The organism is Flavobacterium piscis (assembly GCF_001686925.1).
In the GTDB taxonomy this organism is placed as follows: domain Bacteria; phylum Bacteroidota; class Bacteroidia; order Flavobacteriales; family Flavobacteriaceae; genus Flavobacterium; species Flavobacterium piscis.
In genome coordinates, this window is record NZ_LVEN01000050.1 from 89,482 (window position 1) to 110,972 (window position 21,491).

A 21,491-nucleotide genomic window follows, 5' to 3' on the forward strand; every position below is an offset into this window, starting at 1 on the left:
GTTTAAGCTCTTTTATAAATAATAACGACAGGAAATCTTATTTTACATGAATAAATCGCTTAAGAAACGATATTCATAATGGTATTTGTAGCTCCTTTATTGTCCTGAATATAAGATCTGCAAATGCTGCTTTTTTCTTCAAAGAAATTAGTATCATTAAGCAAACGATCCAGTGTTTCTTTTAACTCCTTACTATTAGAAATTGTAATACATCCTTCAAGCGCAACTAATTGGACTGCTTCTGCGAAATTGGAGTAATTCGGACCAATTACAATCGGAATTCCAAATGTTGCAGGTTCAAGAATATTATGAATTCCCGGATTTCCAAAACCGCCTCCAACATACGCTATTGTTCCATAGCTGTAAATTTTAGTCAATAATCCTATTGTATCTATAATGAAGACATTATATCCAGATAAGTCAAGGTCTCTCTTTTCTGAAAATAATACAGTCGATTTTGTGATTTGACTTTTTAAACTTGTGATTTGATCTGGTTTAATGTTATGAGGAGCAATAATAAATTTTACATGCTCAGGCGCCTGATTAATATATTCTGCTAATAAAGCCTCGTCTTTTGGCCAGGAACTTCCTATTACTATAGTAGGGGAATCATTTTTGAAGTTTTCGATAAAGTCAAGTGTGTTGTCTCTTTCTAAAATTGCATTAACACGGTCAAAACGAGTGTCGCCGGAAACGATCACATTATGAAAACCTATTGCTTCAATTTTTTCTTTAGAACTTTCATTCTGAACAAAGAAATAAGTAAAAGCCTTTAATGCTTTTCTGTAAAAACCGCCATACCATTTAAAAAACATCTGATTGTCTCTAAAGATTCCGGAAATTAAATAAGTAGGTGTTTTGCTTGTTTCCAGTTCTTTTAGGTAGTTGAGCCAAAATTCATATTTAATAAAAAATACCAATTCAGGATGTGCTAATTTTAAAAATTGCTTCGCATTACTTTTAGTATCTAACGGAAGGTAAACAGTTACATCGGCAACTGTGTTATTTTTACGCACTTCATAACCTGATGGAGAGAAAAAAGTAACAATGATTTTATGGTCAGGATATTTTTCTTTGATTTTTTCGATTACCGGTAAACCTTGTTCGTATTCGCCAAGTGATGCCGAATGAAACCAAATGGTTTTATCTGAGGATTTTATTTTTTCCTCTAAAATAGAAAAAACATTTTTCCTACCGTTTACAAAAAGTTTAATTTTCGGACTAAAAAGTGCTACAATTTTCAGAAAAAACCCCGCAATAGAAATGACTAAATTATATAGAAAAAGCATCTGTTTATTTTTGTGGCTAAATTACGCTTCTTTCGATTATTTTCATTGGTTTGAAGGTATTAAATAACTATTTTTGTTCCTCCTTTTAGAGATTCTGATTACAAAACAGGTCTTTAATTTTAAAATATATTGAAAATGAAAAAAATTCAAATGGTTGACTTAAAAAGTCAATACGAAAAAATAAAAACTACCGTTGATGCTTCGATTCAAGAAGTTTTAGATACAAATACTTATATAAACGGACCAATAGTACATCAATTTCAAAAAAATCTTGAAGATTATTTGGGAGCAAAACATGTAATTCCGTGTGCAAACGGTACAGATGCTTTACAGATTGCTATGATGGGGTTGGACTTAAAGCCAGGCGATGAGGTAATTACTGCCGATTTTACTTTTGCGGCAACTGTTGAGGTCATTGCTTTATTGCAATTAACACCGGTTTTGGTTGATGTTGATATGACTAATATGAATATCGATATCGAAGCTATTAAAAAAGCAATTACGCCAAAAACAAAAGCAATTGTTCCGGTACACTTATTTGGACGTGCTGCCAACATGGACGCAATTATGGAAATTGCAACTGAACATAATTTATATGTAATTGAAGATAATGCGCAGGCAATTGGAGCTGACTATATTTCTAAATCTGGAACAAAAAGTAAAGTGGGAGTTATTGGTCATGTGGCTGCAACTTCATTCTTTCCGTCTAAAAACTTAGGCTGTTATGGAGATGGTGGAGCGATTTTTACCAACGACGATAAATTAGCACACATCATCCGCGGAATTGTAAATCACGGAATGTACGAGCGTTATCATCATGATGTTGTGGGTGTAAATTCACGTTTAGACAGTATTCAGGCAGGAGTTTTAAATGCGAAATTGCCACTTTTAGACGAATATAATGCAGCACGTCGTTTGGCAGCTTCAAAATATAATGCAGCTTTTGCCGGAAATGCACATATCATTACGCCGGAATTTGATGCAAACGAAAATGATCACGTTTTTCATCAATATGTATTGAGAATTATCGATGCAGACAGAAATGCTTTATTACAGCATTTGCAGGATAAGCAAATTCCATGTGCAATTTACTATCCAATTCCATTACATTCTCAAAAAGCGTATGTTGATCCTCGTTATAAAGAAGAGCAATTCCCGGTTACCAATCAATTAGTGAAAGAAGTTATTGCTTTACCAATGCATACTGAGCTTGATGATGAACAAATTAAATTTATTACAGATTCTGTTTTAGAATTTTTAAATAAATAATTATGAGAAGTTTACGTGTTTTAATTTTGATGGTTCTGGTTTCGTTTTCGGCTTTTGCTCAAAAATCGAATGCAAAAGATGAAACTGCTATTATTAATCAGGTTGAAATTTTGCGTAAAGCAATGATTGATGCTGATGGAGCGAAATTAAAAGCATTAACTTCTGATAAATTGACCTATGTTCATTCGAACGGTAATTTTCAAAACCAGGCAGAATTTGTGGACGGAATCGTGAGCGGAAAATCTGATTTTGTTAATATAGAGTTTCAGAATCAAGTTATAGCGATTCAGGATAATGTTGCAATAGTGCGACATGTTTTGTCTGCCCATACCAAAGATGACGGAATCGACAGGGATATAAAAATAGGAATAATGCTTGTTTGGCAAAAGCAAAAGAACAACTGGATTTTGATTGCCAGACAAGCTTACAAATTAACTACATAATAAAAACAACCGCAAAATGAAAGTATTAGTAACAGGAGGATTAGGATTTATTGGTTCTCACACCGTAGTCGAATTGCAAAATGAAGGCTTTGAAGTAGTGATAATTGATAATCTTTCTAACTCTACAGAAGATGTTTTAAAAGGAATTACAGCCATTACAGGAAAAACGCCTTTATTTGAAAAAATTGATTTAAGAGAGAAAAGTGCCGTTCAGGATTTCTTTAAAAAACACAATGATGTTACAGGAGTAATTCATTTTGCAGCTTCAAAAGCGGTAGGTGAAAGTGTAGAACAACCTCTATTGTATTATGAAAACAATATTGCTTCGTTGGTTTATTTGCTGCAGGAATTACAGCAAAAACCAGAGGCAAGTTTTATTTTTAGCTCGTCTTGTACAGTTTACGGTCAAGCCGAAAAAATGCCAATTACAGAAGATGCTCCCGTACAGGCAGCAATGTCTCCTTACGGAAATACCAAGCAAATAGGGGAAGAAATAATCACAGATACAGCTAAAGTTACTAATATTAGCGCCATTTTATTACGTTATTTTAATCCTGTGGGAGCGCATTCAAGTACTGAAATTGGAGAACTACCATTGGGAGTTCCTCAAAATTTAGTGCCTTTTATTACGCAAACCGGAATGGGATTACGTCAGGAATTATCAGTTTTTGGAAATGATTACCCAACACCTGACGGAACTGCAGTTCGTGATTATATTCACGTTGTCGATTTGGCAAAAGCACACGTAATCGCTTTACAGCGTTTATTCAATAAAAAGAATTTGCAAAAGGTTGAAACGTTTAATTTAGGGACAGGAACGGGAAGTTCAGTCCTTGAAGTAATTCATAGTTTCGAAAAAGTAAGCGATAAAAAACTACCATATGTAATTAAGCCGCGCCGCGAAGGTGATATTACCGAAGCGTACGCAAACACAGATAAAGCAAACGATGTTTTAGGCTGGAAAGCAGAATTAAGTTTAGACGAAGCAATGGCAAGTGCCTGGAAATGGGAGCAGAAAGTTCGCTCTTAATTTAGTGTTCAGTCTCAGTCACGGTTTACAGTTGCTGACGATAAAACAAAAAGTCCCAAATAATATTTATTTGGGACTTTTTTATAGATATAGTTTTTAAACTGAAAACTGCGACCGAAAACTGAATACTAAAAATTAAGCATTCGCAGTAACCGCTTCTTTATCGATTTTGTTGATCAAACCTGCTAACACTTTTCCCGGACCAACTTCAGTAAACAAAGTAGCGCCGTCAGCGATCATTTGCTGAACTGATTGTGTCCATTTTACAGGAGCAGTCAATTGAATGATTAAATTCTTTTTGATTTCGTTTGCATCTGAAACTGCATTTGCTGTAACGTTTTGGTAAACAGGGCAAATAGGAGTAGAGAAAGTTGTAGCTTCAATTGCAGCTGCTAATTCTTCTCTCGCTGGTTCCATCATTGGTGAGTGAAAAGCTCCTCCAACAGGTAAAATCAGCGCCCGTTTTGCTCCTGCAGCTTTCATGGCTTCACAAGCTTTTTCAACTGCTGTAGTTTCTCCGGAAATTACTAGTTGTCCAGGACAGTTGTAATTTGCAGCAACCACGATTCCGTCTATCGAAGCACAAACTTCTTCAACAATGTTATCCGCCAATCCTAAAACAGCAGCCATTGTAGATGGAGTAATTTCGCAGGCTTTTTGCATAGCTAGAGCACGTTGAGAAACTAATTTCAAACCGTCTTCAAAAGATAAAGTTCCGTTGGCAACCAAAGCTGAAAATTCGCCCAATGAATGTCCTGCAACCATTTCTGGTTTAAAATCTTCTCCTAAAGTTTTAGCTAAAATAACCGAGTGTAAAAAAACCGCTGGCTGAGTCACTTTAGTTTCTTTTAGTTCTTCGGCAGTACCTTCGAACATGATATCTGTAATTCTGAAACCAAGAATTTCATTGGCTTTTTCGAATAATTCTTTGGCTAAAGCCGAACTTTCATATAAGTCTTTGCCCATTCCTGTAAACTGTGCGCCCTGACCTGGAAATACGTATGCTTTCATTTGTCTAATTTAAGATTGAATTTTTTTAAATTGAAAATTAGTTTCAATTGAAAGGCAAAAATAGTATTTTTTTAGCTCGTATAATCCTTAAACATGTAAATCCATGCTAATCTTGAAAATCGGAGATTGAAAGAAGTGAGTAAGATAATTACAACGGCAATAATAGGAATGATTCTTAAATCGAAATTTTTCTCAAAGAAAAATTGAGCAACGCAGTAAGTTGCAATACCCTGAGCGACTGTTAATCCGTAATTTACATACATCGCACCAAAGAAATAACCAGGTTCTTTCTGGAACTTGTAATTGCAATGACTGCAGTATTCATTCATTTTGGGCAAACTAAAATTTAGAAAGATATTTTTGTCTTTAAATACTTTTCCTTTATGACAAATAGGACATTCGTTACTTAAAATATGAGTTAATGCACTTGACATGATTTTGTTGTTTTTTATTTATACAAAGGTAATTTGTAATCTGTTAAAAGTCTTTTTTATATCTTCGCCACTTATAGCACAATAAAGACATTTTGATTGAAATTCCAAAATCTAAAATCTGCAATCTAAAATCTAACCTCGTATGAAAAGATATCCCGTTTATAGTGTTCAGAATTTTAGCTGTAATGATATCCATCGTGATTTTTATGTGAATACTTTTAAGGAACATCTAAAAAGTCACAGTTTTGTCGAAGAACCACATCGTCACGATTCCTATTTAATGGTATTTTTTACCAAAGGTTCAGGACAGCATGAAGTTGATTTTGATCAATTCGAAATCAAAAAAGGAAGTTTGTTTGTGTTGCAGCCAGGACAAATGCATCATTGGAGTTTGTCTGAAGATATTGAAGGATTTGTGATAATCTTTTCACAGGAATTGTATAATTTGTATTTCGGGCAGAAAAACATCAATGAATATAATTTTTACCATTCTATTCATAATCGGCCGGAAATGGTTTTTGAAGAAAAAGAAATTCCAAAAATCCTTCCGTATTTTGATTTGCTAATTCAGGAAAATAATCAGGAAAATAAATATCAACTCGATAAAATGCTGAATTTGTTAGACTGTGTTCATATCGAAATCACCAGGAAATACAACGAAACCTATTCGCATCAAACGCATTCTTATAATATTAAAATCGATAAGTTCGAAATACTTTTGGAACAATATTTTAAAGAAGAAAAACTGCCCTCTTTTTACGCTGAAAAATTAAACATTACATTAAAACACTTAAACAGAATCTGCAATGAGATTCTACAAAAAACAGCCACAGAAGTAATCACAGATCGCGTGGTTTTAGAAATAAAAAGAATGTTGATCGACAAACAATTAGCAGTAAACGAAGTGGCGTTTAAAGTAGGTTACGAAGATTACTCGTATTTCTCCCGATTCTTCAAAAAACAAACCGGAATGTCCCCAAGTGACTTTAGGAATGCTACTCGGTAATTTTTCGCCACGAATTCACGAATTAAGTTCAACTCAAAGCTTAAATTAATTCGTGAATTCGTGGCTATTTTTTTCTAATCTAAACAAAAAAATCCTGCACTTCCAAAAAAGTACAGGATTTTAAACCAACCAAATTAAATTCTATTATTGTCGGATTAAGCTTGTTTTACAAATTGTAATTCAATGTTTAATTTTACTTCTTCGCCTACTAAAACACCTCCGGTTTCAAGAGCAGAGTTCCAGTTTAAACCCCAGTCTTTACGATTAATTTTTCCTTCTATGCTTAAACCTACTTTAGTATTTCCCCAAGGATCAGTCAGGATTCCGCTATATTCTACAGGAAAAGTTACGGTTTTAGAAACACCTTTAATGTTTAAATCTCCAGTGATTTCATAGCTTCCAGAATTAATTTTTTTGAATGATGAAGCTTTGAAAGTTAGTTTTGGATGATTTTCTACATCAAAAAAGTCACCACTTCTTAAATGTCCGTCTCTGTCTGCGTTTGCAGTATCGACAGAAGCAATATCAGCAGAAAATTCGATAGCTGCATTTTCGAAGTTGTCTCCGTCTGTAGTAATTGTAGCGTCGTATGTTCCAAATTTTCCTGAAACATTTGTAAACATCATGTGTTTAACTTTAAAACCAATTTCTGAATGTGTTGGGTCGATTGACCATTTTGTAGTTGCCATAATTTTTATTTTTAAATAATTAATTTCATTTTGATAGGACAAAGTTACGTCCGTAGTACTCGAAACACACTTAACCTAGATTAAGAAATGAAAAATGTGATTTTTATTTTTTTAAATAGATTATCTTAAAAATACAATTCTCACGTAGATTAAAATTATCTTTTAGGAAAAGTTTAGTAAAAAAAGAAACGATAATAAGTTGAATTTCAGCTTATATATCGTTTCTTAAAAAAAATATTAATTATAATCTTTGAATTAATAGTTCATCGGAATGTCCATCAATAAAAATTCAGCATCAGTATTTGCCTGAATGTTTAAAGTGTCGGTTCCTGAAATTCCAACAGCATCACGAGTGTTTAATTCCTGACCGTTAATGGTAACATTTCCTTTTAATATGAAAGCATAAACTCCGTTTCCTTCTTTTTTGATTTTATATTCAGTAGATACACCTGAGTCAAAATTACCCATGTTAAACCAGGCATCCTGATGAATCCAAACTCCTTCATCATCAGCATTTGGAGATAAAATTTGCGCTAATTTATTGTGTCTGTCCGCAACGTTCAAAGTTATTTGTTGGTAACGAGGATCTACATTTCTTTTGTTTGGAAACAACCAGATTTGCAATAATTTAGTTTGCTGATCTGCATTTGGGTTAAACTCACTATGTTGAACTCCGGTTCCGGCACTCATCACCTGAATATCACCATTTTTGATGATCTCCGTATTTCCCATACTGTCTTTGTGCGCTAAATCTCCTTCAAGCGGAATCGTAATGATTTCCATATTATCGTGAGGGTGCGTTCCAAAACCCATTCCACCAGCGATTGTGTCATCGTTCAAAACACGAAGAGCGCCAAACTGAATTCTTTCTGGGTTGTACCAGCTTGCAAAACTAAAGCTATGATAAGCGTTAAGCCATCCGTGATTTGCATTTCCTCTTGTTTCTGCTTTGTGTAATACTATATTTTCCATGATCTGTGTGTTTTGTTATTTTTATAGTACAAAGATACCACCGAGGTGAATGAAAGGCACTTAACCTAGATTAAGAAAAAGATGCTAAGATTCTGAGGAGCTAAGAGGCTAAGGTTTTTCTGGAGCAGAAATTTTGGTTTTCAAAAGACGTCTGGTCCCGCTATTCCTTCCAATCTTTTATGTCCGCCGCGGCGGACACAAAAGGATTTCCAGTGCTATCGGGGCTAAATTAGAAGTTTTGTTTTCAGAAGATGTATCGATGCAAAGCGACAAAGTAACCACGTAGCTTTGTCATCTCGACGAAGGAGAGATCTCCGCAAGTAACTCTGCACAGTAAGTCGCTAATCTTTACAGAGCTTCTCGCGGAGATCTCTCCTTCGTCGAGATGACAAGATTATGCTGAGATAATTATATTGAAAGGGAAATAAAACGTTTTGTGACTTCGCGGGATCAAAAGAAACTAAATTACTTAATTTTAATCAATTTCCCTTTTCCAACAACTTCGTCAAGATAATTCGCAGCCGAACTTTGCTTATCATGCATATCAAACAAGATAGTGTCTTTTTTGATTTGATCTTTTGGAATACTTATAATTAAATCTCTATTGATGAAATTATCCAATACTATTACATTGCCATACGATATTTTTCCTTTTGGCAGATACTTATTATCAAATACAAAAACGCTATCCTTAAAAGTGATTTTATCTTTTTGAACGTAGACATTATCATCTTCTAACAAATAATTATAACGGCCATTGAGTTTATCTGTTTCCTGATTGAAGTTAATAGAAAGCAGCGTTATTATTAAAACAAGATATTTCATAATATTCTAACTAAATTGATTTATAAATTGCTGAACCACTGCATCCGTATTCTCATGTCGTCTTTTCTTCTCTAATGCAATTGGCGGTGCAGCTCTTTCAAGACAATTTTTTACGTCACAAGTCTCACAAGTTACACCCACAATTCTTTTTACCAAAGGTTTTCCTTCGATAAATTTGAATTTCTTTTTCATGGTCGGATTGATTAAAATTCCAACTGAAATACTTCGAATGGTATTCTGCAAAAAAGGGTCTTTTGTGGCTGATGAAAAAACCAAATATTCATTGCCACTGTGTGCATAACTTGAAATTTGAGCGTCAAAAAAATGAGGTTTATTTTGTGTAATAGCTTCATCAATCGTTTTTACCGAAACCCATCTTCTGCAATAATGTTCGTCGGTTTCGTTGGCATGCGGTTCTTGCTGATTGGTAATGTGTAATTCTTTTTTGATTTGATATTTATCAGAGCCAATTTTATGGGACATTCTTAAAAAGAATAAATTTTTAAGGTGAAAATCTTTTGGCAATAGATTGGTCAGTCTCTGATAGAAAGATTCCGGCGAAACCTCAAAACTCTCAATGAGCGATACAAATTCTTCGGGATTAGGTTTTTCGTTGTTTAAAAAATCATTGATTTTGCTGGCAACCAATTGTCTTGGCAGCAACAAAGCTCCTGCAAAGTACGAAGCATAAAAGTTATGCAGCACCTGATCGAAATTTTCGAACTTAATCCAGCTAAAAGTGAGTAATCTGTCTGAAATTTTCAAATAATTATAGGCGATTTCTTTGGCTAAAATAAACGCTTTCTGCGGATTATCTAATTCTGTAGAGAGTAATAATGTTTTGCTTTTAGGAACGAAAATAGAGCGTAAATCGCCTAAAGCTTCCTGTTCAGAAAATACTATTTCTTTTATTTTATAATCATATTCTACTTTTAAAATGGCCTCTAATTCTTCGATACTCACTTTTGAATCTAAGTTGATCTGAAATGATTTCGAAAAAGAAATGACTTTCTCTTCCAGATCCTCAAAATAATTATTGTGTGCTTCCTGATACGATCGTAAAGCGGCCAAAAAGAAACTTTCGCGACTTAAATTATAATGCTGCGCGATTTCGATAATCGTACTAATAAAGGCATTAACCTTAGCTGGTGCATTAGCAATAATGTCTATTAAGTCGGCTTCCTGAATTCCAAAAAGTTCTAAAGGAATTTCTTTTAAAATGCCTGATTTCAGAATTTCTCCAATGGGAGCGAGATTATTATCAAGTTTTAAAGAGACCATTTGGTCATAACTTGTTTCTAAATGCTCGCACAGAAGTAAAATTTTATCTGTTTTTGGATATTTTTTTCCCTTTTCAATCTCGTTTAAGTACGATTTTGAAAGATTGGTCAATTTGGCTAAGCCAAAAAGAGAAAGATTTTTTTGAGTTCTGACTTGCTTGAGTTTTAGCCCAAATATCAGCTTTATATAGTCTTTTTCGATATCCATGTCTCAAATATAGTCATATTAAAAATAATCGCCAAAAAATTATTTTTAATATTTAGCGAACGTTCGCTTGTTTTGTAAAAAACTTTTTTCTAATATTGTCGTGTAGAAAATATTAGATATCAGATTGTTATGGTTTTAATTTTTAAAATAAAAACAGGTGATCTGATTATTACTAATTAAAATAAAATCCACAGCTATGAAAAACCAATTAGAAATTACCGCAACGGCAATGGAATTTTTAGCCGAAAAGAAACTTTCTTATCCAAAGATCTGGACCGAAGAAGCAATTGTTTTTATAACTGAATTGCATCGAAAATTCGAATCGCAACGAAAACTGTTATTGTTACAACGCGAACAAAAACAAACAGCTTTTGATCAGGGCGTTATGCCGGTTTTTACACCTGAAACGAAAAGTGTCAGAGAAAGTAATTGGACAGCTGGCGAAATCCCCAAAGATTTATTAGATCGTAGAGTAGAGATTACCGGACCAGTGGATCGCAAAATGATTATCAATGCATTGAATTCTGGAGCGAAAACTTTTATGGCTGATTTTGAAGACAGCACTTCGCCAACCTGGCAGAATTTGATGGAAGGGCAGCTGAATTTAATCGACGCAGTAAACAAAACCATTACGTATACAGATTTGGTGAAGCAAAAATCTTATCATTTAAATGAAAAAACAGCAACATTAATCGTGCGCCCAAGAGGTTTGCATTTGCCTGAAAAGCATGTTTTGATAGAAGGACAAGAAGTTTCGGGTTCTTTGGTAGATTTTGGTTTGTATGTTTTTCATAATCATAAACGACTTTTAGAAAACAATTCTGCACCCTATTTCTATATTCCAAAATTAGAGCATTATCTCGAAGCGCGTTGGTGGAATACCGTAATTGATTTTACTGAGAATTATCTAAAATTGAAAAGAGGAGCTATAAAAGTGACGGTTTTAATCGAAACGATAACGGCAAGTTTTCAATTGGATGAAATTATCTACGAATTGAAAGAACATATCGTTGGCTTGAATTGCGGACGTTGGGATTATATTTTTTCTTACATCAAAAAGTTTAGAAAAAATCCAAAATTTATTGTTCCGGATCGCGATCAGGTAACTATGACCTCGCCTTTTATGAATGCGTACTCTAATCTTGTAATTCAAAGATGTCATAAACGCGGTATTCACGCGATTGGCGGAATGGCCGCACAAATTCCGATTAAAAATAATGAAGAAGCCAATGCGATTGCTTTCGCAAAAGTAAAAACCGATAAAGAACGAGAAGTTCGAAACGGTCATGATGGAACATGGGTGGCGCATCCGGATTTGGTGGCAATAGCAAAAGAAATTTTTGATAAAGGAATGCCAACTCCAAATCAGATTCATATTAAAAGGGAACATCGCAAAATAACAGAAACAGATTTGATTGAACCACCAATCGGAATCATAACAGAAAACGGTGTTCGAAAAAATATCAATGTCGGAGTTTTATATCTGGCTTCATGGCTAAACGGACAAGGCGCAGCAGCTTTACACAATTTGATGGAAGATGCTGCAACGGCCGAAATTTCGAGATCACAATTATGGCAATGGCTTCAGAATAAAGTGACTTTGGATAATGACAGAAAATTAGATTTGGCTTATTATCATGAACTGGCTTTAGACGAATATCAAAAGATTAAAGACGAATTGGGAGAAGAAAACTATGAAAAACGTCAATTTCCTTTAGCCGAAAAAGTACTGGAAAGATTAGTAGTAAATACTGATTTTGTTGACTTTTTGACTATTCCATGTTATAAATACCTTTAAACAATTAAAAATTGAGAATTAAAAATTAAAAATCTGCGGTATGTGCAAATCTGCGGACGAATAATTTTCTCGCAGATTTTGCAGATCAGGCAGATAGAATGAGATTGTAAAATTTTCGCAGATTATAAACTAAACAAAACAATTAATGCTTTTTAGTCTTAGTTAAAAATTTAGAATTAAAAATTAAAAATCTGCGGTATCTGCTAAATCTGCGGGCGAATAATTTTTCACGCAGATTTAGCAGATCAGGCAGATAAAATGAGATTGTAAAATTTTCGCAGATTATAAACTAAACAAAACAATTAATGCTTTTTAGTCTTAATTAAAAATTTAGAATTAAAAATTAAAAATCTGCGGTATCTGCTAAATCTGCGGACGAATAATTTTTCACGCAGATTTAGCAGATCAGGCAGATAAAATGAGATTGTAAAATTTTCGCAGATTATAAACTAAACAAAACAATTAATGCTTTTTAGTCTTAATTAAAAATTGAGAATTAAAAATTAAAAATCTGCGGTATCTGCTAAATCTGCGGGCAAATAATTTTTCACGCAGATTTAGCAGATCAGGCAGATAAAATGAGATTGTAAAATTTTCGCAGATTATAAACTAAACAAAACAATTAATGCTTTTTAGTCTTAATTAAAAATTTAGAATTAAAAATTAAAAATCTGCGGTATCTGCTAAATCTGCGGGCGAATAATTTTTTACAAAGATTTTGCAGATCAGGCAGATAAAATGATAATATAAAAAAATCTGCGAATGATTTTAAACACATAGAAACATAGATTAAAATGTGAATAAAAAGAGTTTAAAAAAAATCTGGATTTTCACACATAGCTATGTTTGTTTAGACAAATGAAATGACTTAACCACAACGAAAAGCTATGTTTCTATGTGTTTAAAAAAATAAGTCCAGTTAAAACTGAATACTTACAACTGGGACTTAAAACTATTTACTTACTAACCACTTTAACTATAACATTTATGAAAACAACAGAAGACAGAATTCAGGAATTGATTAACGATTGGATTACGAACCCGAGATGGAAAGGCGTTGAACGTCCGTACACCGCTACAGAAGTGGTTACACTTCAGGGTTCGTATCAAATTGAGCATTCTATTGCCAAAATGGGAGCGCAAAAATTATGGAGAAAGTTAAAAAGTCAGGATTATGTTGCTGGTTTGGGCGCCTTAACTGGGAATCAGGCGATTCAGGAAGTCGACGCTGGTTTAGAAGCGATTTATTTGAGTGGCTGGCAAGTTGCGGCCGATGCAAATTTGGCAGGAGAAATGTATCCAGACCAATCGCTTTATCCGGTAAATAGTGTACCAATGGTGGTAAAAAAAATTAATAACGCTTTGTTACGTGCTGATCAGATTCAGACCGTAAATGAAGTGGAAGATAAAAAAGATTATTTAGTTCCGATTGTGGCTGATGCCGAGGCTGGTTTTGGGGGAAACCTAAATGCTTTTGAACTAATGAAGTCAATGATTGAAGCCGGAGCTTCCGGAGTTCACTTTGAGGATCAGTTAAGTTCTGCTAAAAAATGCGGGCATTTGGGCGGAAAAGTTTTGGTTCCAACACAAGAAGCAATTAATAAACTGATTGCAGCTCGTTTGGCTGCAGATGTTATGGGAGTTTCGACTTTGATTGTTGCAAGAACGGATGCTGACGCTGCTAATTTATTAACCAGCGATGCTGACCCAAGAGATGCTAAATTTATTACAGGCGAAAAAACAAACGAAGGTTTTTTCTATGTAAACAGCGGAATCGATCAGGGAATTGCAAGAGGTTTGAGCTACGCACCTTATGCCGATTTGATTTGGATGGAAACCAGTAATCCGGATTTAGTATATGCTAAAAAGTTTGCGGATGCCATGCGAAAAGAATTTCCGGATAAAATGCTGGCTTACAATTGTTCTCCTTCTTTCAATTGGGCGGCAAAATTATCTGTTGCTGAAATGGAAACGTTCAGAGAAGATTTGGCCGCAATGGGATATAAATTCCAATTCATCACTTTGGCAGGATTCCATGCTTTGAATACCAGTATGTTCGAATTGTCTAAAGCGTATAAAGAACGCGGAATGGCAGGTTACTCTGAATTGCAGGAAAGAGAATTTGCATTACAGAAAAACGGATTCAGAGCGGTAAAACACCAGGCTTTTGTGGGGACTTCTTATTTTGACGCTGTACAGAATACAGTTATGATTGGAAAATCAACAATAACGGCGATGGAACATTCTACGGAGGTAGAACAATTTTAATTTTTTTCCGCCACGAATTCCCGAATTTTTACTCTTAAAGATTGTAAAAAAATAATTCGTGAATTCGTGGCGGAAAATCTTATTTCTTCAAAAGTCTAGCTTTCATTTTGCTGAAAAATTCTGGTGTAACACCAATGAAAGAAGCGATTTGTTTTTGAGGAACTTTATGAACCAGTGATCCGTATTTGGTCGTGAATTTCTCGAAACGTTCTTCCGCAGGTAAACTTAAATTATCCATTAATCTTTGCTGATTGGCAACTAAAGAGTTTTCGATCAAAATTCTAAAAAACCGTTCCAGTTTTGGAATTTCAAGATACAATTGTTCCTGATTTTCTTTGGATAAAGAAACTACTTCGGCTTCTTCAAGAACTTCAATAAAAAGCTGTCCCGGTTTTTGCGAAAAAAAACTGTACATATCGCTCATCCACCAGCCTTCGCAGGCAAATGAAAGAACGTGCTCAACAATATTATCGTTGACGTTGAAACTTCTTAAAATTCCCGAGTTTACGAAATACGAATGTTTACAAACTTCGCCAGCGTTTAATAAAATCGTTTTGGGCTTGTAAGTATTCGTTTCTAGTTTAGATAAAAAAAGTGCTTGCTCTTCTGAAGTCAATGAAACGTGTTTGGCAATGTTTTCAAGAATTAATTCCATTATTTTTTGTCATCTATTAAAGTGAATGATGTCGCTTTAAAACGATCTTTTTCGATTGTTCCCGTTACAGAAGCCTTTCTAACAGCATTGCAAAAACCATTATCAGCATGTGCGTCGCCGTGATCGTGAATGGTTGTTCCGTCAACAAAATAGGATTTTCCGTCAATACGAACGGCTAAATCACAACTTTTACCTTTCATTCCAAATTGACATTCTCCGCAAGAAGCCTCTACAATTGTTGGTTTATCAAATTTCTTTTTAGTTTGAGCCTGAGCTGCAATTCCGATAATCAGGAAAAGCACGAATATAAGTTTTTTCATTTTTTAAGAATTTACAGTTATTAATTTAGAGGTAGTTTTGGCACGTTCTACTATTTCTTCGATTGGGGTTGCTAATGAATCATGACTTAAAACAATGCCCATTCGGCGATACGGTCTTGAAGTTGGTTTTCCGAAGATTCTGAAATCGGTTTTTGGCAAGGCTGCTACTTTTTCTATTCCGCTAAAAGTTGGATTTGTCGAATCTTCAGAAGCTAAAATTACGGCACTTGCTCCGGCTTTTTCTAAAGTGATTTCGAAAATAGGCAAACTTAAAATAGCGCGTAAATGCAATTCAAATTCGTTGAAGTTTTGCGTTCCGGCCAAAGTTACCATTCCGGTATCGTGTGGGCGAGGAGAAAGTTCAGAGAAATAAACGCCTTCATTAGTTAAGAAAAATTCTACGCCAAAAAGTCCTGCGCCGCCAAGTGCTTCCGTTATTTTTTCGGCCATGTCCTGAGCTTCGTACAAATCTTTTTCTGAAACTAAAGCGGGTTGCCAGCTTTCCTGATAATCGCCTCGTTCTTGTCTGTGTCCAATTGGAGCGCAAAATAAGGTTGGATTATTATTCTGTGTAATGGTTAAAAGTGTGATTTCTGAATTGAAATCAACAAATGCTTCTACTATTACTTCGATAACATCGCCACGTGAACCAGCAACGGCATATTGCCAGGCTTTTTCGATATCACTTTCAGTTTTAATTGTCGATTGTCCTTTTCCTGATGAAGACATTAAAGGTTTTACCACACACGGAATTCCAACTTCCTGAACTGCTTTTTGCAATTCTTCTGCTGAAGTGGCATATTGGTATTTGGCAGTTTTTAATCCGAGTTCTTTTGCGGCTAAATCACGAATGGCTTTGCGATTCATGGTGAAGTTTGCTGCTTTTGCAGAAGGAACAACGGTAATGCCCTGTTTTTCGTAATCGTAAAAACGTTCTGTGCGAATGGCTTCTATTTCGGGAACTATAAAATCAGGTTTGTGTTTGGCTACGATTCGGTCAAGAGCTTCGCCATCGAGCATGTTGATCACTTCAAAACCGTGAGCAACTTGCATAGCCGGAGCATTTTCGTAACTGTCAACAGCAATTATAGTTTGTCCGATTCGTTGTGCGGCAATAACAAATTCTTTGCCTAATTCGCCTGAACCGAGGAGTAGTATTTTCATTTTGGAGTGTTGTAATGTTTGAGTAGTAAAAGTAACTAAAAATGTTTTTAACCGCAAAGTGCGCAAAGGGATTACGCGAAGAGCGCTAAGTTTTTATTTTTAAATTAAAAAAGTTCTCAAAGAATTTCTCGCAGATTTTGCAGATTCGGCAGATTTTAATATTCAGTAACCATACAGTTTGTCATTTCGACGAAGGAGAAATCCTCGCGAGGAGCTAGACAAAGATTGGCTTATTGGAACGGAGTTACTTGCGAGGATTTCTCCTTCGTCGAAATGACAAGATTGTGGGAATATTTGTGGTTAGCAAACATAAATTTTCTCGCTTTACGGTTTGCGTGAGGGATAGAAGTGGAAAGCCCACAGCCGTGAGGAACGAACAGGCGAGGACTTGTAACGGATAGCCCGGCCCAGAGGGACACGCCCAAATAAAAAAACCGATACTTCTTTTAAAAGCATCGGTTTATATTTTAATGAAAATGATCTTCTTCAATTTCAAACTCGGCATCTTTTTCCCAAATTTCCATTTCACAAGGCTTACAGTTGAATTTTAGTTTGTATTCTAATTCACCTTGTTTTAAAACCAAAGGTTCTTTGACTTTAACACCTACGATATCTTTTTGGTGTATCGGGCATTTTTTTAATTCGTATTTGATGCAATATTTGGTTGTCATTACACGAGATTTTCCTGGATCCCATTGTAATTCGAATGCTTTTTCGATTTCGGTAACACCGTGACGTTCGTAGAATTTGCGAGCAACTTTGTTTGAAACATTGTACATGAAATCTAATTTAGTTTCAGGATACGGATGTGACGTTTTTACTATTTGGTGTTCTTCGCGTTTGTAATTTTTCAAACGAATTTCGGTTAGCTGATCGTAAACCGTTCTTCTCATTTCGTTGATTTTTGAAATAGGAAGGAACCAGTTTTGCGAGAACATAATATTGATTTCATTAGCAGTATAAGGTGTAAAACCTGTTTTTGCTAATTGCGTTTTGATGTTTTCTTCGATTGATTCGCCAGTTTTAGTCTGCTCTTTTGCGTGTTCTAAATTTACGATGCTTACATTTCCGTCTTCATCGGTAGCGATTAGTTCGAAACCAGTTTCTGTTTCTGTAAGTAATAAAGTTGTACTTAATTTACGAACAGCACTGTCTTCTCTTTCTACAATTTTAATGAAAGCAGCGTCGTTATTTCTATAGATGAAAGTTCCGTCCTTTACTTCTTTTAAAACGTTCGGGTAAATTTTACCGTTTTCGGCTTTGTTTACGTAGATTCCATCCGCTTCGTTGTTTTCATTGATGAAACAAAGTCCGTCGCCGTTGTTTAGTAATTCGCCGTTTTCGATTTCGTAAGCGTTTCCAACCGTTCTGATTAATTTACCAATATATTGACCTTTTGATTTTGGACTTTCCCAAGAACCAATAGAGCTATGTCTTTCGTTTACAAAATAATCGGTATAACCACGGTTGAAAGTTCTGTTTAAAGACGAATCAAAAGTATACGTACAAGTTCCAGATGAAGCTTTCCTGTATTTATCGCTTCCTGCTCCTTCTAAATAACTGTCTAGTTTTTGACGTAAGTAGGAAACGTTATTTTTTACATAAACGACATCTTTCAATCTTCCTTCAATTTTAAAAGAAACAATTCCTGCCTCAATCAAATTCGGAATCTGTTCTGAAATATCTAAATCTTTTATCGAAAGTAAGTGACTGTTTTTGATTAAAGTTTCTCCGTTTCCGTCGATTAAGTTATAAGGTAAACGACAGTTTTGAGCGCAAGAACCACGGTTGGCGCTGCGTTCTCCGTTGGCCACACTCATATAACAGTTTCCACTGAAAGAAACACATAAAGCTCCGGTTACGAAAAACTCTAATTCAACATCTGCTTCGTCGTATATTGTTTTAATTTGATGCAGGTTTAATTCACGGGCTAAAACCACACGTTTGATTCCGGCATCTTTTAAGAATTTAATTTTATCAGCGTCACGGTTATTGGCTTGTGTGCTGGCGTGAAGTACGATAGGAGGTAAGTCCATTTCCATAATCGCCATATCCTGAATAATCAAAGCATCAACACCAATATCGTACAATTCCCAAATCATTGAGCGACAAGTTTCTAATTCGTTGTCGTACAAAATGGTATTCATAACAACAAAAACCTGAGCATTAAATAAATGCGCATATTGTACCAAAGCGGCAACATCTTCAATAGAATTGTTGGCATTAGAACGTGCGCCAAACTGCGGTGCACCAATATAAACTGCATCGGCACCACTGTTGATGGCGGCCATTCCTCCAATTAAATCTTTAGCAGGAGCTAATATTTCAATTTTCTTCTTCATTTTTAGAACTTTAGGCTTTTGTGGTATTCGTGGAAAAAAGTTTGCAAAGTTCTTATAAATATTTCGAGTTTACTAATGCTGAAGTGACTTTTTTTGAAATAGTTAGATTATATGGAATGATGATGATTAAAGATGTTTCTTTTTCCTAATTACTTATATATTTTATAATTAATCCAAAGGAAAAGAATATCCTGCTGCAAATCCTCCAAATGATTGTTTAGTAGATAGATTTGAATAGAAAGAAACTCCGATTTCGATATTGTTTTTCCGACCCAATGCAAGACCTAAGCCGATAGGAATATGTGCAAATACACCACTTTTTTTCTCATTGACATAATTAGTGTAGGTTTTGAAGGAGCCTATCGATGCGCCAATACCGGTTTCTATAAATGGTGCAACCCATGGAATAGGAGCACAAAGACGAACTTTTGTTCCTAATAAAAACGCGTTAGTTTCTACTTTATAGCCTTGTGGGTTTTTAACCTTATCGTCATCAGTTGAGGTAAAAATAGCTCCGGCATACGGCCTTACACTAAACCATCTTGTTAAACCAATTATATATTCTCCTTGGGTATAAAAACCAAATCCATCGATCACTTCTGGATTTTCTTCTTCGTAATCGGAAGTGCTTGATCCAAAACCAATTGAGGCTTTAATAAATCTTCCCTCTGTTTGGGCATCTGCCTGATTTGAAAAAAATAGTGTAAAAATTAAAATTAAAGAGAGGTTACGTACAGTTTGTATCATGAATATTTACGATTTATAAAATGCCGTAAATGTAGGATTATTTTTCAATTCAAATAAAAAAAAACTACCCAGTCTAAGTAACCGGATAGTTTCATTCTCAAAAAAATAGTGCCAAATATTATGACAGTTTTTTCGCTTTGATTTTAGTCAAAGTATTTTCGATACTGTTTAATTGTTTTGAAACGATACCAATTTGACTTGAATCAAGATGGTTGTGTTCAAGAGCCATTTTATATTTTTCGATAGCAGCTTCTTCTCCGGTAATACAAGCATTAATAATCGCTTCTGTATCTCCGCTTGTGAAAGAAGATTTAATATCGATCCATGCACGGTGTATTGCTCCTAATGGTCCGCCGCCTGAAGTATCAGTTGATTTTCCTAGTTTGTTGATTTCGTCTTGTATTTCTACAATAAATAGCGCACGCTCGCGGGCATATTCTAAAAAGTCGGTTTTGATTGCCGGGCTGTCTACATGTTCTGCGGCATTAGTATATCCTAGTTTTCCGTCTTCAAGAATTGAAATTAATCCTTCTAATGTGCTAACTGCTTTTTCTGTGGTTTCATCTGTATGTATCATAATAAATAATTTTTATATTAAAGTATAATACAAAGTTGGGATTTTGTAAGAGGTTATGTCTTATAGAATTACAATGAGTGTTTATAAAATTGTGGAATGGGAATTTTGAAAGACTTATTTATATTTTTACCTTAATATCTTTTGAAACACCATATATTTTTGAATAAAAGAAAATAGTATTGTCAAACGCAAAATCGTGTTCGATCACATTATAAAATCCATTTTCTTTCATTTTTTGTAATTTCTCTACTGGTAAAAGTTTTTTCAACTCTTCTTTAGTGATTTTTCTATTTAATTTAAAAATATCATAAAGGTCTTTGTAGATAAGATAAGACATGTTTGATCCCAATTTTCTTTCATTTTTATTATTGATGTCTAGTGCCCAATAATTAAAATTTTCAGCTTTTTTATTGAATTCATTACTTTCGTTTAAAACATCAAAGACAAAAATTTTGTTATAAATTTCTACTATTTTTATTTCCTTTTTATTTATTGAAAACGTAGTAATTAAATTTGATTTATTTAATTTTTGAATAGCATAGTCTGTTAAGATTTTTACATTATATGTTGCAAATCCTGTTGCTTTTTTTGAAGAAGTATTAATGTTATCCTGAAATTTGATAGTATGATAGGTTAAATCTTTGTCTAAAAGCGTACCTCCGTTCTCGCTTGTGGTATGGATGCTGTCAATTACTATTTTCTTTTTATTTTCATTAATTGCATCAAAAGATTTTAATTTTATTTTGACAAAATCGAGATCATTGTTTTTTTGAAAGAAGCTCGGGAAATTTGATTCAAGTACAAGTTGTTGCTTATTAAATTGAGTCACTAAGCTTAATTTTGAATTTTTTGAAAGTGAATCGATGCAGGAAATTAATTTTTCGTTGGAAAGAGTACTTTTAAAGAAAACTTCTTTTTCATCAAATTTTTTAAGGCTTACTTCTTTTGAAATGGCATTGTAGTTTTCAAACATACCATAAATTGCATCATATATAGCCGAAGAATTTTCGTTATTAATCTTTTCACTTTCGCCTTTGTAAAAAACGGAAAGCATGATGTTTGGATTTTGCTGTGCGTTAATTTCTTTAGAAAACAGTATAAATGTTAGAACAAGAAGTAATCTTTTTTTCATTTTTGTCGGTGGTTTTATTAACTGAAGTTGCA

Annotated in this window: 20 protein-coding genes; 6 read left to right on the forward strand and 14 right to left on the reverse strand. The window is 34.4% G+C overall.

Features of this window, described 5'->3' with window-relative positions; all coding sequences use genetic code 11:
- Positions 1–59: 59 nt before the first annotated feature.
- Positions 60–1,289, reverse strand: a complete 1,230-nt coding sequence (locus FLP_RS24395; protein WP_065452099.1) for a 3-deoxy-D-manno-octulosonic acid transferase — start codon at positions 1,287–1,289, stop codon at positions 60–62.
- Between the two features lie 135 nt (positions 1,290–1,424).
- On the opposite strand from FLP_RS24395, the gene FLP_RS24400 reads away from it, so the two are divergent.
- Genes FLP_RS24400 through galE form a run of 3 tightly spaced genes read left to right on the forward strand, consistent with a single transcriptional unit; the run spans position 1,425 to position 4,031 of the window.
- Positions 1,425–2,558: a DegT/DnrJ/EryC1/StrS family aminotransferase gene (locus FLP_RS24400; RefSeq protein ID WP_065452100.1), complete on the forward strand. Its 1,134-nt coding sequence runs from the start codon at positions 1,425–1,427 to the stop codon at positions 2,556–2,558.
- A gap of 2 nt (positions 2,559–2,560) precedes the next feature.
- Positions 2,561–3,001: a nuclear transport factor 2 family protein gene (locus FLP_RS24405; protein WP_065452101.1), complete on the forward strand. Its 441-nt coding sequence runs from the start codon at positions 2,561–2,563 to the stop codon at positions 2,999–3,001.
- A gap of 16 nt (positions 3,002–3,017) precedes the next feature.
- Entirely contained in the window at positions 3,018–4,031 is a 1,014-nt protein-coding gene (gene galE / locus FLP_RS24410; RefSeq protein ID WP_065452102.1) for a UDP-glucose 4-epimerase GalE, read from the forward strand.
- Between the two features lie 135 nt (positions 4,032–4,166).
- On the opposite strand, the gene fabD is transcribed toward galE, so the two are convergent.
- The gene (fabD, locus tag FLP_RS24415) at positions 4,167–5,042 is read right to left on the reverse strand and encodes an ACP S-malonyltransferase (protein WP_056190824.1); all 876 of its coding nucleotides are present in this window, start codon (positions 5,040–5,042) and stop codon (positions 4,167–4,169) included.
- 71 nt (positions 5,043–5,113) lie between these two features.
- A complete protein-coding gene (locus tag FLP_RS24420; RefSeq protein WP_065452103.1) occupies positions 5,114–5,476 on the reverse strand; it encodes a DUF983 domain-containing protein in 363 nt (120 codons plus the stop codon).
- Between the two features lie 142 nt (positions 5,477–5,618).
- Here FLP_RS24420 and FLP_RS24425 point away from each other — a divergent pair, with 142 nt between their 5' ends.
- Positions 5,619–6,482 carry a helix-turn-helix domain-containing protein gene (locus tag FLP_RS24425; protein WP_065452104.1) on the forward strand — a complete coding sequence of 288 codons (864 nt, stop codon included), beginning with the start codon at positions 5,619–5,621 and terminating at the stop codon, positions 6,480–6,482.
- Positions 6,483–6,637: 155 nt separating this feature from the next.
- Here FLP_RS24425 and FLP_RS24430 read toward each other — a convergent pair whose 3' ends face one another.
- The 4 genes from FLP_RS24430 to FLP_RS24445 all read right to left on the reverse strand — a co-directional run bounded on the left by FLP_RS24430 (position 6,638) and on the right by FLP_RS24445 (position 10,456).
- On the reverse strand, positions 6,638–7,171 hold the full coding sequence (locus FLP_RS24430) for a YceI family protein (protein ID WP_065452105.1): 534 nt from the start codon (positions 7,169–7,171) through the stop codon (positions 6,638–6,640).
- Positions 7,172–7,426: 255 nt separating this feature from the next.
- On the reverse strand, positions 7,427–8,143 hold the full coding sequence (locus FLP_RS24435; RefSeq protein ID WP_065452106.1) for a pirin family protein: 717 nt from the start codon (positions 8,141–8,143) through the stop codon (positions 7,427–7,429).
- A 465-nt stretch (positions 8,144–8,608) separates the two neighbouring features.
- Entirely contained in the window at positions 8,609–8,968 is a 360-nt protein-coding gene (locus FLP_RS24440) for a hypothetical protein (RefSeq protein WP_065452107.1), read from the reverse strand.
- A 6-nt stretch (positions 8,969–8,974) separates the two neighbouring features.
- The gene (locus FLP_RS24445) at positions 8,975–10,456 is read right to left on the reverse strand and encodes a helix-turn-helix domain-containing protein (protein WP_065452108.1); all 1,482 of its coding nucleotides are present in this window, start codon (positions 10,454–10,456) and stop codon (positions 8,975–8,977) included.
- 196 nt (positions 10,457–10,652) lie between these two features.
- Here FLP_RS24445 and aceB point away from each other — a divergent pair, with 196 nt between their 5' ends.
- On the forward strand, positions 10,653–12,254 hold the full coding sequence (gene aceB / locus FLP_RS24450; protein WP_065452109.1) for a malate synthase A: 1,602 nt from the start codon (positions 10,653–10,655) through the stop codon (positions 12,252–12,254).
- 987 nt (positions 12,255–13,241) lie between these two features.
- The gene (gene aceA / locus FLP_RS24455; protein WP_065452110.1) at positions 13,242–14,522 is read left to right on the forward strand and encodes an isocitrate lyase; all 1,281 of its coding nucleotides are present in this window, start codon (positions 13,242–13,244) and stop codon (positions 14,520–14,522) included.
- 79 nt (positions 14,523–14,601) lie between these two features.
- Here aceA and FLP_RS24460 read toward each other — a convergent pair whose 3' ends face one another.
- The 7 genes from FLP_RS24460 to FLP_RS24490 all read right to left on the reverse strand — a co-directional run bounded on the left by FLP_RS24460 (position 14,602) and on the right by FLP_RS24490 (position 21,459).
- Complete coding sequence (locus tag FLP_RS24460; protein WP_065452111.1) at positions 14,602–15,177, reverse strand: Crp/Fnr family transcriptional regulator; 576 nt, start codon at positions 15,175–15,177, stop codon at positions 14,602–14,604.
- Positions 15,177–15,497, reverse strand: a complete 321-nt coding sequence (locus tag FLP_RS24465; RefSeq protein WP_065452112.1) for a DUF6370 family protein — start codon at positions 15,495–15,497, stop codon at positions 15,177–15,179. Before FLP_RS24465 ends, FLP_RS24460 begins: the two co-directional genes overlap by 1 nt.
- Before the next feature lie 3 nt (positions 15,498–15,500).
- A complete protein-coding gene (gene purT, locus FLP_RS24470; protein WP_065452113.1) occupies positions 15,501–16,661 on the reverse strand; it encodes a formate-dependent phosphoribosylglycinamide formyltransferase in 1,161 nt (386 codons plus the stop codon).
- Positions 16,662–17,128: 467 nt separating this feature from the next.
- Entirely contained in the window at positions 17,129–19,003 is a 1,875-nt protein-coding gene (locus FLP_RS24475; RefSeq protein WP_065452114.1) for a peptidase U32 family protein, read from the reverse strand.
- A gap of 168 nt (positions 19,004–19,171) precedes the next feature.
- The gene (locus FLP_RS24480; protein WP_065452115.1) at positions 19,172–19,750 is read right to left on the reverse strand and encodes an outer membrane beta-barrel protein; all 579 of its coding nucleotides are present in this window, start codon (positions 19,748–19,750) and stop codon (positions 19,172–19,174) included.
- Positions 19,751–19,868: 118 nt separating this feature from the next.
- Entirely contained in the window at positions 19,869–20,327 is a 459-nt protein-coding gene (locus FLP_RS24485; protein ID WP_065452116.1) for a ferritin-like domain-containing protein, read from the reverse strand.
- Between the two features lie 118 nt (positions 20,328–20,445).
- Positions 20,446–21,459, reverse strand: a complete 1,014-nt coding sequence (locus FLP_RS24490) for a hypothetical protein (protein WP_065452117.1) — start codon at positions 21,457–21,459, stop codon at positions 20,446–20,448.
- Between the last annotated feature and the right edge of the window lie 32 nt (positions 21,460–21,491).

Bases quoted from the DNA above. Each gene is read 5' to 3' on its own strand.
- FLP_RS24395 (WP_065452099.1), bottom strand. From the start codon at position 1,289: ATGCTTTTTCTATATAATTTAGTCATTTCTATTGCGGGGTTTTTTCTG.
- FLP_RS24400 (WP_065452100.1), top strand. From the start codon at position 1,425: ATGAAAAAAATTCAAATGGTTGACTTAAAAAGTCAATACGAAAAAATA.
- FLP_RS24405 (WP_065452101.1), top strand. From the start codon at position 2,561: ATGAGAAGTTTACGTGTTTTAATTTTGATGGTTCTGGTTTCGTTTTCG.
- galE (WP_065452102.1), top strand. From the start codon at position 3,018: ATGAAAGTATTAGTAACAGGAGGATTAGGATTTATTGGTTCTCACACC.
- fabD (WP_056190824.1), bottom strand. From the start codon at position 5,042: ATGAAAGCATACGTATTTCCAGGTCAGGGCGCACAGTTTACAGGAATG.
- FLP_RS24420 (WP_065452103.1), bottom strand. From the start codon at position 5,476: ATGTCAAGTGCATTAACTCATATTTTAAGTAACGAATGTCCTATTTGT.
- FLP_RS24425 (WP_065452104.1), top strand. From the start codon at position 5,619: ATGAAAAGATATCCCGTTTATAGTGTTCAGAATTTTAGCTGTAATGAT.
- FLP_RS24430 (WP_065452105.1), bottom strand. From the start codon at position 7,171: ATGGCAACTACAAAATGGTCAATCGACCCAACACATTCAGAAATTGGT.
- FLP_RS24435 (WP_065452106.1), bottom strand. From the start codon at position 8,143: ATGGAAAATATAGTATTACACAAAGCAGAAACAAGAGGAAATGCAAAT.
- FLP_RS24440 (WP_065452107.1), bottom strand. From the start codon at position 8,968: ATGAAATATCTTGTTTTAATAATAACGCTGCTTTCTATTAACTTCAAT.
- FLP_RS24445 (WP_065452108.1), bottom strand. From the start codon at position 10,456: ATGGATATCGAAAAAGACTATATAAAGCTGATATTTGGGCTAAAACTC.
- aceB (WP_065452109.1), top strand. From the start codon at position 10,653: ATGAAAAACCAATTAGAAATTACCGCAACGGCAATGGAATTTTTAGCC.
- aceA (WP_065452110.1), top strand. From the start codon at position 13,242: ATGAAAACAACAGAAGACAGAATTCAGGAATTGATTAACGATTGGATT.
- FLP_RS24460 (WP_065452111.1), bottom strand. From the start codon at position 15,177: ATGGAATTAATTCTTGAAAACATTGCCAAACACGTTTCATTGACTTCA.
- FLP_RS24465 (WP_065452112.1), bottom strand. From the start codon at position 15,497: ATGAAAAAACTTATATTCGTGCTTTTCCTGATTATCGGAATTGCAGCT.
- purT (WP_065452113.1), bottom strand. From the start codon at position 16,661: ATGAAAATACTACTCCTCGGTTCAGGCGAATTAGGCAAAGAATTTGTT.
- FLP_RS24475 (WP_065452114.1), bottom strand. From the start codon at position 19,003: ATGAAGAAGAAAATTGAAATATTAGCTCCTGCTAAAGATTTAATTGGA.
- FLP_RS24480 (WP_065452115.1), bottom strand. From the start codon at position 19,750: ATGATACAAACTGTACGTAACCTCTCTTTAATTTTAATTTTTACACTA.
- FLP_RS24485 (WP_065452116.1), bottom strand. From the start codon at position 20,327: ATGATACATACAGATGAAACCACAGAAAAAGCAGTTAGCACATTAGAA.
- FLP_RS24490 (WP_065452117.1), bottom strand. From the start codon at position 21,459: ATGAAAAAAAGATTACTTCTTGTTCTAACATTTATACTGTTTTCTAAA.